Below are 13,431 nucleotides of genomic sequence, written 5' to 3'. Positions count from 1 at the left end.
AATCAGTGGTTTTTTTAGTTTTTTAAATTCAGAATTACACACTTAAAACTTTATATACATTCTCAAACTAGCAAAATCCCTGGATGCATACTATTGATACCTTTTTGGCTGATTTGGCTTCATTTGTTTGGGGATTGCCACTTTTGATTTTACTTATAGGCGGCGGACTCTACCTTCTTATTTACTCTCGTTTTTTACCATTTAGGTACCTGGGGCACGCCATCAACGTATTGCGTGGTAAATATGATAATCCAGATGATCCCGGCGAAATAAGCCATTTTCAGGCATTGACCACTGCATTAAGTGCTACCGTGGGGATGGGAAATATTGCCGGGGTGGCAGTAGCGATCGCCATAGGAGGACCGGGCGCTGTATTCTGGATGTGGATAAGTGCGCTTGTAGGCATGGGAACTAAATTTTTTACCTGTTCGCTAGCCATAATGTACCGCGGTAAAGATACCGCTGGGGAGATACAGGGTGGACCTATGTACTTCATTATGGAAGGACTGGGCAAAAGCTGGAAGCCGCTCGCTATTTTATTCAGTATTGCTGGATTGATAGGGGCACTTCCCGTATTCAACGTAAACCAACTCACTCAGGCCATCTCTGATATTCTGCTTGAGCCCAACGGCGTTGAAGTTGGTTTTGCATCTAACCTGGGCATAGGAATTTTTCTGGCATTGGTGACCGGTGTTGTTATTCTGGGCGGCCTCAATCGCATAAGCAAAACCGCTTCCCGGCTTGTACCAGCGATGGTACTGCTTTATTTTATTTCCGTAGTCATCATATTATTTGTCAACGCATCTCAGGTGCCCATATATTTCAAGCTCATTTTCACCGAAGCGTTCTCTGCAAACTATTATCTGGGAGATCCGTTTTTAGGTGGAGTAGTGGGGGGACTGATCATCTTGGGAATCCGTAGGGGTGCTTTTTCCAATGAAGCAGGTGTGGGAACAGCACCAATGGCCCACGGTGCGGCAAAAACTGGTGAACCTATTCGCGAAGGACTTGTTGCAATGCTGGGGCCTTTTATAGATACAATAATCGTTTGTACACTTACCGCGCTGACTATTTTGGTTACCGGTGTTTGGAAGACCAGCGATGCGGATGGTGTCACATTGACCGCTGCCGCTTTTGCAGACGCCATTCCCGTTATAGGACCTTATGTGTTACTGCTGTGCATCGTTATTTTTGGGGTATCATCGTTGTTTTCCTATTCTTATTATGGTACGAAATGCCTTTCTTTTTTACTGGGAGCAAAGAACAAACATTACTACAATTATTTTTATATCGCCAGTATCCTTATAGGTGCAACAACATCCTTGAGTGCGATGATCAACCTTATAGATACCTTTTTCGCACTAATGGCAATTCCCACAATGACCGCGACCTTATGGTTAGCACCAAAAGTTATGCAGCGGGCGCGCAACTATTTTAACGATTTAAAACTTATCGATCAGAATTAACCCATGACATGTGTTTTAACCGTAAATGGATAATTGCTAGAAAGTTATAGGTGTTAAAAAGTGTAGAGTTGCGATTTTGCATTAAAAACGGTCATTTTTCAGTATAAACCACCGGATTTTTATTAAAAAATGTATATTTGCAGCCGCAAAAATAAGGTAGAAACCATTTATTTTTGCTGCATAAAGTCAAAAGGTCGCATAGCTCAGCTGGATAGAGCACCTGCCTTCTAAGCAGGCGGTCCTAGGTTCGAATCCTAGTGCGATCACAAATTCATTGTTCAAATGATATCAAAACCCTGTAAACGCTATGATTTACAGGGTTTTTTGTTTTAGTGACTTTTATAGAAATGGACTATCGGCTGTATGCCATAAAACTCAATTTCTCAGATAGATTTTGAAGTGGTCATTAAATATTCCACTGCTTTTTGGGTGAGTTTAGCATGATTACGCTGTCTCGTATGTTGAACTGTAATCGTAAGCAGCAAATTACTCAAATCTTTTGGCGAAATATTCAAAACGTCTGAAAGGTTTTTTACGGTTGGTAACCTTAACTGAGATTCATCAAAATGTTTTGATAAGTTACCATTAAATATTCCTAGCAGATTAATGCTCGGTACGATGGGTCAATTTTCTTTCAGCACGTAAGATTAGTTTCGCCCTGAAAAAATTAAAAACTACATTTCAGTAGAATATTAACTAAAATCCATACCCAGATCCAGGTCAATTTTATTTGCGGTTTTGGCATCCTGAACATTTGCCGAAAATGACCTGGGAGATTTCTGCACTGCCAGGTCTTCTGGTAAACCTTCTAAAAAATACGCACTTCCTCCATCGCCGGAATCACTTTCGTTTTTTGGCTGGTGGTACGCATTAATAGACTCTTTAGAACGGGTAATAATCAGGTCATTTTTCGCACGGGTAAGCGCCACATAAAGCACACGGCGATCTTCCTCTATTTCATCAATATTGCCCAGACTATACGCTGAGGGATAGGTTTTAGGAGAAACATTGAGTACAAAGCAAACGTCAGCTTCCAGGCCTTTAGCAGAATGTACGGTAGAAATGGTAACATGATCTTTTAATTCTGAAGTATTTATCTTAGAACCGCCCAGGGTATTGCTTCCCGCGACATTCGCTGAATTGTCAAGTATACCTTCTGAAATAAATTCGCCAAGCGTGCCATAATTTTCAGATAGGATCTCCAGAACGGGAAAGTCGCCTTTTCGCTTTTCGTACCAGTCTTTACTGTATTTCATGGCAAGATCAAACTCCATGGTTTTATAGAGGTCCTGAACGGCGTGTTTCACACTGCCCCGGTTTTGGTACGCAGCATCATAATAACTTTTAGCTTTAATACCTTCTTTTCCCGGTATTATGCTGGTAAGATCCAGAGGTTCCTCATCTAACGGAGCCATACGCATGACTTCTGACATATAATTTGTTGCCCGTACCGCACCTATACCGTGAATAAAGGTAAAAAAACGAATCCATGCGATCTCGTCAAGTGGATTGTTGATCACGCGCAAAATAGATACCAGGTCTTTTATATGCGCCGCCTCCAGAAATTTTCTTCCGCCGAAGGTTTGATACGGAATCTTTTTCTGTAAAAACACCGCCTGTAATGGTCTGGTGTAGTATTGGGACCTGCTCAATATCAAGAAATCTGAAAAGGAATTGCCACCTTCGGAAAAACCTTCCAAAATTGTATTTGCAATGTAGTTGGCTTCTTCAAATTGGTTCGCAACATTTAAGATAGTCGGTACTTTTCCCGTACCTCTGCTCGCTGTTAATTTTTTATTGTACTGGATAGGGGAGGTGTCCAGTAACCAATTTGAAACATCAAGGATTTCTTGTGTAGATCTGTAATTTTTATCCAGCACTTTAACCTCGGCATTTGCTACACGCTCTGAAAAAAGATGGACGTTCTTAAAATCTGCACCCCTAAAACTGTAGATGGACTGCGCATCATCGCCCACACAAAATAAACTGCATATGTTCTCAAAAGGTTGTAACAAATACCATTGCAGGGGATTTGTATCCTGCATTTCATCTATTAAGATATGATCATAAGATTTACTAAGGATTTTTCTGGCTTCTTCGTCCTTGTTGAGCCTATTGGCAACAACTAAAAGAAGATCATCATAATCCAAATACTGCTGCCGTGATTTTTGTGCCTGATATTCTTTGATGAGCAGCGCAACCTGGGGATTTATAAGAGCTATATCCTCATCAGTTTGCGCATCATGTTTTCCTTTATAGATAACTTTGCGAATGGTTTCGGTAAGACTGATGCGGGTATTGCGGGCAAATGAGAAAATATCAAGAATCTGTTGGGGTTTAAGCCTTGTCTTACCATAGTCTTCGCTTGCGGTTCCACAAGCCATTTTCATAAGGCTTAATTGATCGTCAGGATCAATTACCGTATAATTTGCGGCTCCAAAAAGGTTCGGGAATTTAACAATAAGCTGATTGCACCAGCTGTGAAAGGTCGAACCGTTAAGTGAACGCACATCCTGTCCATTTATCCCGGCTTTTACACGCTCTACAATCTCGCTTGCCGCCCTTTTTGTAAAGGTAAGTATCTGGATTTTATCAGGATGGGAACCGTTGCGAAGTAGGTATTCTGCGCGGCCCACAATGGTTTTTGTCTTTCCGGTGCCGGCACCGGCTAGCAATAATAAATGCCTGCCGGAAAAAGTTATTGCTTCCTGCTGTTTTTTATTATACCCGCTTAAATTTTTGCTTTCCTCAATCACACCGCAAATGTAGGAATTAATTCATAAATTTGGAATTTTTCCGATAGATAGCATATATAATGAAAGCATTTCTGGACGTACAGGCAAGTTCCAATAATTACAAAATAGCCAATATAATCAGTGTTTCCATTGCCGTTTTTGATGATGAAAACCTCATAAAAGCACTCAAAATCCTCGTTAAACCTTCGGAAATCTTAAGCCCAAGGGAAGAAATTTTCTGTGGGGTAACAAATGAAGTTTTAAGAGATCAGCCTTGTTTGGCAGAGCATCTTCCCGAAATCATCGAAGTTTTAGAGGGTATGGAGGTTATTTTTTACGATAAATTTTCAGAGATGATTTGGCGTAAATCGCTCCGCGAGATAGGGCTGCGTATCCCGAAAGGAACCATACTTCAAGAAATGCTTTTGCAACAAAAATTGATCGCGGTAAAAAAAGATCTGCAAGCGCTGGTAAAGGATTTTAATATGGACGTCACCTGTGAAGGATTCGGAAAAGACGCCCAGGCTATAGCAAAGGTATATCAATCCCTTCTACACGGTCAACCGTTTGATTTTCCGGACCGTTCAAATCCTGTGACAGATAGTGTGCTATCTGTTGAAGGTATAGACTCCCTGCCAGATTCCCCCGGGGTTTATTATTTTATAGGAAAAGAAAATGAGGTTATTTACGTAGGTAAAGCGGTCAGGATCAAAGAGCGGGTAAAATCACATTTTGCCAGTAAAGCACCCTTTGAATATGACCTTTGCAGCGCAACCTTTTCTGTTGAATATAAAGAAACGGGCAATGAACTTATTTCCCTGCTTCTGGAGTCTGCGGATATCTCACGCCTTCAGCCGAAATTCAATACGCAGCAACTAGATAATATCAGTCAATGGACCATTGAGGCGCGAAAGGACGGTTCTGGTATTTTTAGGTTATTCCCTATTGAAAAGAACTATTCAGACAACATGCATAGCATCGCTTTTAATCGTGATTCGGTTCTTTCCAAACTAAAAAACCTTTCCCTCCAATTTAGTCTTTGCCACAGATATGCGGGATTAGAGCGAACTTCCGGCGCATGTTCCAGTGTATTGTGCAGGGGAGTATGCCGGGGATTGGAAAATAAGGATACTTATAATGAACGTTCACAGAAAGCTTTTGACTCTATTCAGGCTAAAAAGGAATCCTATTTTATAAAACTGAAAGGGCGCGCCAGTTCAGAAGAGGCATTTGTACTCGTACGGGACGGAATTTATATGGGATTTGGATTTATCCCAATGGAATATCCCGTTACTTCCGTAGAAGATTTTGAAGCGTTTCTTGAAAGAAAGGAGAATACCTATTTCACAAATAGAAGTATTTCGCAATATCTAAATAAAAGAGGAATTGTGAAATATGATCTCGACTAACATAAGATAATATATCGCACCTTTTTCGATTACCTAAATTTACGATAGAAAAGCGGAATTTCTTCCTAATTGTGTTTGTAGCAATTAAGCAATTTACCATTCTTTTAGGAGTAATAAACCGCTGTAAAAGGCACCCAATCCGGTTATTAAATTTAAAAACCCCCTGATTTGATACTTGAATCTTTGGTTTTAAATCATATCTTAAGTAACCTATTTTCAGAGATTTACAATTTAAAAAAAATTATAAATGTTAATTATCTTTCATATTTTATGACGTAGAACTAAATAAAATCCCAATTCAGAAGTCATTAACAATTGGACGGTGTTTAAAGAAATATATTTAACAATTCTAACTAACAAAACTATGAAAAATATCGAGAATTTATTTGATTACACCGTTGGCCAGTTTGAGGCCATCGATCATTTATTAACAATGGGGGTGGGTGCCCATTTAGCGGCGCTGGTCTTCTTCCTTGTAATGTCCCAATTTGTCGCTCCTAAATATCGGGTTGCAACAGCTCTTTCTTGCATCGTAATGGTTTCTGCCGGTCTTATACTGGTAAGCCAGGCAGGTATGTGGACAGATGCATTTAAATTTAATGGCACAGTTTACAGTCTGGAGAAGCTGACTTTTAGCAATGGCTATCGCTACGTCAATTGGATGGTTACCATACCATGTCTTTTAGTACAACTTCTTATTGTGCTTAACTTATCGAGTAGTGTTTTGAAATCTAAAGCGGTATGGCTTATACTTTCAGCATGGGGAATGATCCTTACAGGATATGTGGGCCAACTTTATGAAGTTAGCGATACCGGCAATCTTATGCTATGGGGCGCAATTAGTACCGTTTTCTTCGTTATCATGAACTTTATCGTGGGAAAATCTATTGCTGAAGGTAAAAAAACAATGACCGGCAAAGGACCAAAGACAATTATGAAAGTGTTCTGGTTGATGATGTTTGCATGGACGCTATATCCTATTGCCTACCTTGTTCCCGTATTTATGAATTCCGCAGACGGCGTTGTATTACGTCAACTTCTTTTTACCATCGCAGATATTTCAAGTAAAGTGATCTACGGACTCATGATAACTTATATTGCATTAGACCAAAGTGCCAATGCAGGTCATTTACCAGCTTTAAAAGTACTGGGACGTGCACCTATCGCCACGGTAGTAGAGAGTGAAATTTAATGAAATACATTAAACGCATTTTAAACAGTATAGCGCTGGTACCTTCGGTACTGGCGCTATCTTTTTTGCTCCTTGCTATAATTCTATTGTATTGTGGAATTGATTTTGAAAACGCACCTGTTCTTGAAAAGATAAGTTTTAGCACTAAAGAAGACGTGCAGTCCGTACTCGCTTTCCTGATAGGTGGCGTGTTCACGCTGACCGTTTTTAGTTATACGATGGTAATGAACGTTCTCAACCGGAACATAAATAATTATTCGCCGCGGTTGATCCCTATGATCCTGGGGGAAAAGCACCATCAGCTGATCCTTGGGATTACCAGTGGTACCATCATTTATTGTATGGTACTTTCTATAGGTATTAATGCGGAAAAACTTGACTATTTTCCGGGAATAGGAGCACCTCTGGGAATTATTTTCGGCATTGTATGCGTAATACTTTTTATCTACTTTATTCACAGCGTTTCACAAAGTATACATATCAATTATATCGTAAAAGAGGCTTTTATAGAATCTATGGGGATTCTTGATGATCTAAAAAAGAAGCAGAATGCCCTTAAAGTAATGGAAGACCCTGATGCTTCAAAGGCGAATATAGTAAGGGCTGACAAAGCGGGTTATCTAAAAATGCCGAATCTCAATCAGATCAATCATTTTTGTCTAAAAAAGGAAGTATCCGTCAAATTATTAAAGCTTCCAGGCACTTTTGTTTTAAAAGGGGAGGCGCTTGCATTAGTGTGGGGATCATTTGATAAAGCTACTCCTTTACGTTTAAGGACTATTTTACCAGTAGATCATAACGTACCCCTGGAAGTCCCGGAAACAGGCTTCAAACATCTTGTTGAGATAGCGGTCAAGGCGATGTCCCCGGCGATTAACGATCCTGGAACAGCACTCACGGCTTTGGATTATCTAACACAACTTTTTCTGGAAAGAAAACAAATTGCTGACTTCAATTCTTATGGGGTAGGGAAGCATCGATTCTTTTTTAAGATCGTTGCCTTTGATACATTATACCATTATTGCTTTATGGAGTTGGAAAATTACTTGAAGGAAGATCCTATGCTTGTGGAATATTTAAAGCGCATGCAAGATATTATAAATGGCCATTCACGTGAGATTGATTCTTATTCCGAAGGTAAAAAGATCGATTAATTCCATAACAAATCGAACGTTTAGTCCTGTTTAAATACAAAAAGCCTGCACTAAATGCAGGCTTTTTTTTAATATGGAAATAACAATTTCTTGTGATTGTAATCAGAGTTTTAGTTAACTCTGGATATATTTAAAATATTTTCTTAGCCATTACCAAAGAGATAATGATAAGTACTATAAATATAAAAAAGATAACTTTGGCGATACCAGCGGCTGCATCAGAGATGCCACCAAAGCCAAAAATTGCCGCTACTATAGCAATAATTACAAAAATAATAGTCCATTTTAACATAGTTGTAGTTTTAAAGTGAAAGGTTATTGTTTAAAAATGTATTGGTTTCAAAGAGATCAACTTATAGCATAAAAGTATAGATGCTTCTGTATTTTCAATTGTATATCGTAACCGGGAAAACGCTAAGAATATATAGAAACTAAGTTCCCTTTATTCTTCTCTTACGCCCTGTAATATTTTGGGCATAAGTTTCTCACTGTCAGAATGCAATACTGACATATCTCCCGTTGATTCGAGAACCACTGCAAGCACCTGACTAAAATCGGTTACATTCGCCTCTCTTAACTTTGCGATCAGGTCATCTTCCCCTACGTTCGTTTTCTCAAGGTTTTTATAAATAATTACTCCATCCTTCATTAGAAGCATTGGCGTATTCGTAAAAAGCTGCTTCAATTTTTCAGACTTTCGTATGGCCAGTGAAAATATCGATTGAAAGGCTACAATGCCTCCTAAAGCAATAGCTCCCTTTACCATAGATTGCCCTGTGTTCATTACTACCGCAGCAAGTATTGATCCAATAGCTATTGTAGAAGCGAAATCAAAACTTGACATTTTAGCAAAAGTTCTCAGTCCTGAAATACGGGTTATAATTATAATAATAGAAAATATGACCAGAATGGATACAAGTACCTTGACGAGAATAGGAAAAGCCGCATAGATCCAATTTTCCATAAAATTATTTTAGTAGTTGGTTATTAAAATTGATTTACTTTTTTTTAGTAAGATACGTGTAGGTGTAAAATGCCACCTGAGCTATTGTTGTTACTGTAAAAATTCTACTTATTACTTTGCGTGTCTTTTTTTTCATAATATCTATTTTAAATTAATAAAGGGCAATACCCTGTAATATACCTGCAATTTACCATGTCTATTGAAGAATGAATATTGGTTTAGCAATAATTTAGTATGTTATAAAATAATAAATATTTCAAAAAAGCGATTTTGAGCAATTTGCCCAGTTATTTGATTTGGTCAAACGAATCAAATACAAATAATTAAAAAGGTATCTTCAGTATTTTACTATTTTCGTTCTAAGCTGAAAAGGTCTTAACGTTGGGCACTTGTCCAGATTAAATAAGCTTATGACATTCAAATTTGCACACTCTTACACATGTATAAGGTAAAAACGCACATTCTATCATTAAAAACGCCCAATAATTAAATCAGTTTTATAGATTTTTGTTTTATTTAAGAAAGGTATGAAATGAGACGGCTATTCGTATCAAAGAAATTTTATAACCTACATACTTTGATTACCGTATTTGGTATACTGATTACTTTACCCTACTTCGGTTTTACAGGCACATATATGGTCTCTGTTTCTTAAATTATTTCTTATGATACTATGCATTCATAAGTTTGAATAATAAGAACCTAAAACATAATATAGTTTAAACATGTCTTTTTCCTTTTTCAAATAAGTAGGTATTGGATATTCTTAAGCTTTGAATAAATCAAGAAAGAGCGCTATTTTAATGAATACTATACCATCTTTACATACTATATGCTATAAAAGCAGATCCATATCAACGCTTACAGAAGAATCTATTGACGACTTGCTCGCAAGTACTCTTAAAGCCAATAGCAAACGCGGTATCAATGGCGTTCTTCTACATTCTTTTGGTAATTTCTTTCAGGTACTTGAAGGAGAAAAAGAACAGATCAATTTACTATATGATCGTATAAAACAAGACCCAAGGCATTACGATGTATTTGAAGTATTTAATAAGCCTTCTTCAAAACCTGTTTTTACAGAATACAGTTCGACATTTTTGACACCTACGACAAATATTGATTTAGAACATATACGTAAATACCTAAAAAAGCACTCCCTTTCAACCACAAATGATAAAATTGAGCGACTTTTAGGCCCTTTCATGTTTTTCGATTAATTGTTTTCAGGTTACCGTAGAAAATCATTTAAGAGAGAATTAGCGCAAATACAGATTTTTTAGTCAAAACCAATCGTATACAATTCCGGTAAGTGTATTCCTAATTTCTGAACTCTTTTACCTAAATTGAGTTTGCGCGGAAATCTATGTTCTAGGGATTATAATTAAAAATAGTATTCAATTAACGTTAGTAAACTTGTCAACATCTCTATTATGTTATAGATTTACTCTTGAAATGGGGTGCTTGCCACAAAGGGCAGGCTGAGATAATACCCAAGAGCTGTCAAGTTCTAGACCTGATCCAGATAATGCTGGCGTAGGGATATGATTACCACGATCCTTTGCAATTTCTTTTGCGATAGTGTTCTCCTCATTTCACCTGGTTTTAATAATTGTGAAAGAGGTTTTTCTATGCATTTTACTTGGTTACAAATTATAGGGACCATCTTTGGCGTCGCGCAGGTATTACTTTCGCGCAAAAATAGTGTCCACAATTACCTCTTCGGTATTGTTTCAATTTTGATAGGTATGTGGGTTCTTTATCAGTCCCGTTTGTACGCAGATATTTTGCTCCATCTTTATTATCTGGTGATGAGCATTTATGGTTGGTACTATTGGAATTTTGGCGGAGATAAAAAAGAGGCAACCATATCCTGGTCAGGTAAAAACGAACATTTCAAAGCGGCCGCCATAGTATTCTCCTGCTTCCTTATGATGAGCTACTGGCTTCTATACCATACCGATTCTGACGTGGCCGTATGGGATGCAGCCGTGAGCGCCTTTGCATGGGCGGGAATGTGGCTAATGGCCAAGCGGAAGATAGAAAACTGGATCTATCTTAATATAAGTAACCTCATTTCGATCCCTTTATTGATTCACAAAGAACTTTATATCTATGCGGGCCTGACTGTGTTTTTGTTTCTCGTAGGGACATCGGGCTTTTTTAAATGGAAAAAACTATTAAAAGATGACCACAGCAAACGACTTAAAAGAGCTTAGGGAAAAATGTTTTAATGCCGAAATATTTCCCATCGAAATCCTGGAGTGGATAGCAAGTAAGAACTTGTGGAATATCTGGGTACCCAAAGCTTACGGAGGCAAAGAACAGACCCTTTCGGAAGGACTGGATACTTTACGAAAATTGGCAAAAATAGATGGCAGTCTGGGCTGGACGGTGACTTTGTGCAGTGGGGCCAATTATTTTATAGGTAACCTGGAGCATGAGGTGGCACATGAACTTTTTATTGACACAGAAGAAGCTACCTGTATGGGTGGGAGCGGGGCGGTAGGTGGGACCGCTTCTAAAGAAGGTGAGTTTTATATTGTTTCGGGACGCTGGCCTTACGCTACGGGTGCTGCTTACCTTACGCATTATACTTTAAACGCGCGCCTTTTTGAGAATAAAAAACCACTCACAAATAGCGATGGTTCTCCTGTAATACGGTCCTTTATCATTCCTCAGGAAAAGGTAACGTTGATCAAAGATTGGGACAGCATGGGTCTTCGGGCTTCTTCGACCAATTCATTTGCGATAGAGGAGGTACGTATTGATAAAAGATTCAGTTTCAGCTATAATGAGCAGCATCTTGCGTATCCTATTTACAAAATTCCATTTAAGCTTTTCGCAGATTTGACGCTTTGGGTAAACTATATTGGTATGGCCGAACATTTTATCGAGGCTACCACTTCCATGTTATCTAAAGAACAACTGGCTGAACTGAAGAGAAAGGTTTTACAAGCCAACTCCTACATAACCAACTTTACCGAAAAGGTAGATACCCTGCTCCTTAACGAATCACAAATCTCGGACTCGTTTCAAGAAGAAGTACATCAGTCAGGAGTTGAATGTTTGAGGGGAATTTCGATGGCTCTTATTAAAATTTATCCGCTTCTGGGTATAAAGGGAAGTTCTACAAACAACCAGTTGAACCAAATTTTCAGGGATTATTTTACCGCGACCCAGCACCATAATTTCAAAGGAGTGTAGGATAAAAAAATTACGGTTAAAAAACTACTTTTTAGGGTATAAAGATGGCAATTTTCGACCCATTTTTAGCCTGTTTATGATGTTTTCTCAGTAGATAATTCATCTTTGAGCGCAGCGAAAATTTTATAATTTACCAAGATAATACCCTAAAAACCATATCGACAGGCAAAATTTCCAGTATTTAACCTACAGTTCTAATCCGAATGTTTTTTTAGGAGAAAGGCATAAGCTTCCATTCCTTTTGTATGTTCAAAGAAAACCTTGAGCACACCCAGAACCGGGAGGGCAATAATAGCGCCCACAATCCCACCCAGCACCGAAAGTACAATTACACCAAAAACTGTGATAAAAGGATTAAGATCTATTTCATCGCCAATAATCCAGGGGGTCAATATGTAGTTTTCTATAAGTTGGGCAGCGCTGATCACGCCAATAACAATGAGTGCCGGGGTAGTACCTTCGTATAAATACGCAAGCACTATGGCAACACCGCCACCTATTAAATTCCCCACATAAGGTATTATTGAAAATAACGAAGCAAAGAGTGCTAGGAATAGGGCATAAGGCACTTTTCCTATAAGAAAGCCCACATAATAAATAACGAACAAAAAGAACATGATCTTGCTCTTACCAAAGAGGTAGTCTGTAATGATTTGCGAAGATTCTTTCAATATTGTTCCTGAAGCGTATGCATCACTCCCCAATTTCTGAAAAAAACCGATAAACATTTTTTTCTGCATCAAGAACAAAATGATATATACTAAAATGATAAAGGATTGGGAAAGCAGGTTGGAAAGGGAGGATATAAAAACGGTAGCTGCACTTTTTAATTTGTTCATAAAATCAAAATTCTCGTCGGCCATTTTTCCTGGGTTGATCCCAAAAGTATCTTCCATCCAACTGCTAAAGAGGGTATATTTTTCCATTCCCCTTGTTTTGATCGTAGACCAATCGTTTGCCATATTGCTGATTTGAGAGGAGATCAACCAGCTCAATAATAAAATAGTAATGATCAGCAATAATAGACATACCGTGATGGCCAGCCAATTTGGAAATCCCCAACTCATCAACTTTTTTTTTGGTCTGTCAAGCAATGTCGCAACCATCGCCGAAACCAGCAGCGGCAAAAGCAACGTGGCTCCATAATAAAAGATTACCCAGATAAGGGAAAGCAATACCAGTGTTTTTAGGAGATTTATACTGGAAACTTCTATTTTTCTTGTTTGCATTTGACGTAAAGCTTAGAAATAATTTGATATAAAGATATTAAACCTAGTCTGATAATATCAGGGATATAAAAAAAC

At 38.3% G+C, this 13,431-nt stretch carries 11 protein-coding genes, 1 tRNA gene and 1 riboswitch; of the genes, 8 read left to right on the top strand and 4 right to left on the bottom strand.

Features of this window, described 5'->3' with window-relative positions; translation table 11 throughout:
* Positions 1-83: 83 nt before the first annotated feature.
* Both P162_RS16865 and P162_RS16860 read left to right on the top strand, forming a co-directional pair.
* Positions 84-1,466, top strand: coding sequence for an alanine/glycine:cation symporter family protein (locus P162_RS16865; RefSeq protein ID WP_031429089.1), 1,383 nt, complete (start codon positions 84-86; stop codon positions 1,464-1,466).
* A gap of 192 nt (positions 1,467-1,658) precedes the next feature.
* A tRNA-Arg gene (locus P162_RS16860) sits at positions 1,659-1,732 on the top strand.
* A gap of 426 nt (positions 1,733-2,158) precedes the next feature.
* Here the strand turns inward: P162_RS16860 and P162_RS16855 are convergent.
* On the bottom strand, positions 2,159-4,222 hold the full coding sequence (locus tag P162_RS16855; protein WP_081868484.1) for an ATP-dependent helicase: 2,064 nt from the start codon (positions 4,220-4,222) through the stop codon (positions 2,159-2,161).
* A gap of 59 nt (positions 4,223-4,281) precedes the next feature.
* On the opposite strand from P162_RS16855, the gene P162_RS16850 reads away from it, so the two are divergent.
* From P162_RS16850 to P162_RS16840, 3 genes are all read left to right on the top strand, one after another.
* A complete protein-coding gene (locus P162_RS16850) occupies positions 4,282-5,610 on the top strand; it encodes a GIY-YIG nuclease family protein (RefSeq protein WP_051908134.1) in 1,329 nt (442 codons plus the stop codon).
* A gap of 364 nt (positions 5,611-5,974) precedes the next feature.
* Positions 5,975-6,802 carry a bacteriorhodopsin gene (locus tag P162_RS16845; RefSeq protein ID WP_051908133.1) on the top strand — a complete coding sequence of 276 codons (828 nt, stop codon included), beginning with the start codon at positions 5,975-5,977 and terminating at the stop codon, positions 6,800-6,802.
* A complete protein-coding gene (locus P162_RS16840; protein WP_031429081.1) occupies positions 6,802-7,956 on the top strand; it encodes a DUF2254 domain-containing protein in 1,155 nt (384 codons plus the stop codon). Before P162_RS16845 ends, P162_RS16840 begins: the two co-directional genes overlap by 1 nt.
* Before the next feature lie 130 nt (positions 7,957-8,086).
* Here the strand turns inward: P162_RS16840 and P162_RS16835 are convergent, their stop codons facing one another.
* Positions 8,087-8,248, bottom strand: a complete 162-nt coding sequence (locus tag P162_RS16835) for a DUF1328 family protein (protein WP_031429080.1) — start codon at positions 8,246-8,248, stop codon at positions 8,087-8,089.
* A 150-nt stretch (positions 8,249-8,398) separates the two neighbouring features.
* The gene (locus tag P162_RS16830) at positions 8,399-8,920 is read right to left on the bottom strand and encodes a DUF421 domain-containing protein (protein WP_031429078.1); all 522 of its coding nucleotides are present in this window, start codon (positions 8,918-8,920) and stop codon (positions 8,399-8,401) included.
* 803 nt (positions 8,921-9,723) lie between these two features.
* Between P162_RS16830 and P162_RS16825 the strand changes: the two genes are divergently transcribed.
* The 3 genes from P162_RS16825 (at position 9,724) to P162_RS16815 (ending at position 12,127) form a co-directional block, all read left to right on the top strand.
* Positions 9,724-10,140, top strand: a complete 417-nt coding sequence (locus tag P162_RS16825) for a BLUF domain-containing protein (RefSeq protein WP_031429076.1) — start codon at positions 9,724-9,726, stop codon at positions 10,138-10,140.
* A 226-nt stretch (positions 10,141-10,366) separates the two neighbouring features.
* Positions 10,367-10,480: riboswitch (TPP riboswitch) on the top strand.
* A gap of 71 nt (positions 10,481-10,551) precedes the next feature.
* Positions 10,552-11,139 (top strand): nicotinamide riboside transporter PnuC, encoded by a 588-nt coding sequence (gene pnuC, locus P162_RS16820; protein ID WP_031429074.1) that lies wholly within the window; start codon positions 10,552-10,554, stop codon positions 11,137-11,139.
* Complete coding sequence (locus P162_RS16815) at positions 11,108-12,127, top strand: acyl-CoA dehydrogenase (protein ID WP_031429073.1); 1,020 nt, start codon at positions 11,108-11,110, stop codon at positions 12,125-12,127. Before pnuC ends, P162_RS16815 begins: the two co-directional genes overlap by 32 nt.
* 194 nt (positions 12,128-12,321) lie before the next feature.
* On the opposite strand, the gene P162_RS16810 is transcribed toward P162_RS16815, so the two are convergent.
* Positions 12,322-13,356, bottom strand: a complete 1,035-nt coding sequence (locus P162_RS16810) for an AI-2E family transporter (RefSeq protein ID WP_031429071.1) — start codon at positions 13,354-13,356, stop codon at positions 12,322-12,324.
* Positions 13,357-13,431 lie beyond the last annotated feature (75 nt).

Source organism: Flavimarina sp. Hel_I_48, assembly GCF_000733945.1.
Classification (GTDB): Bacteria; Bacteroidota; Bacteroidia; order Flavobacteriales; family Flavobacteriaceae; genus Leeuwenhoekiella.
Note: the sequence above shows the minus strand (reverse complement) of the source record. Positions and strands in the feature narration are given on the sequence as shown.

Bases quoted from the DNA above. Each gene is read 5' to 3' on its own strand.
- P162_RS16865 (WP_031429089.1), top strand. From the start codon at position 84: ATGCATACTATTGATACCTTTTTGGCTGATTTGGCTTCATTTGTTTGG.
- P162_RS16850 (WP_051908134.1), top strand. From the start codon at position 4,282: ATGAAAGCATTTCTGGACGTACAGGCAAGTTCCAATAATTACAAAATA.
- P162_RS16845 (WP_051908133.1), top strand. From the start codon at position 5,975: ATGAAAAATATCGAGAATTTATTTGATTACACCGTTGGCCAGTTTGAG.
- P162_RS16840 (WP_031429081.1), top strand. From the start codon at position 6,802: ATGAAATACATTAAACGCATTTTAAACAGTATAGCGCTGGTACCTTCG.
- P162_RS16835 (WP_031429080.1), bottom strand. From the start codon at position 8,248: ATGTTAAAATGGACTATTATTTTTGTAATTATTGCTATAGTAGCGGCA.
- P162_RS16830 (WP_031429078.1), bottom strand. From the start codon at position 8,920: ATGGAAAATTGGATCTATGCGGCTTTTCCTATTCTCGTCAAGGTACTT.
- P162_RS16825 (WP_031429076.1), top strand. From the start codon at position 9,724: ATGAATACTATACCATCTTTACATACTATATGCTATAAAAGCAGATCC.
- pnuC (WP_031429074.1), top strand. From the start codon at position 10,552: ATGCATTTTACTTGGTTACAAATTATAGGGACCATCTTTGGCGTCGCG.
- P162_RS16815 (WP_031429073.1), top strand. From the start codon at position 11,108: ATGACCACAGCAAACGACTTAAAAGAGCTTAGGGAAAAATGTTTTAAT.
- P162_RS16810 (WP_031429071.1), bottom strand. From the start codon at position 13,356: ATGCAAACAAGAAAAATAGAAGTTTCCAGTATAAATCTCCTAAAAACA.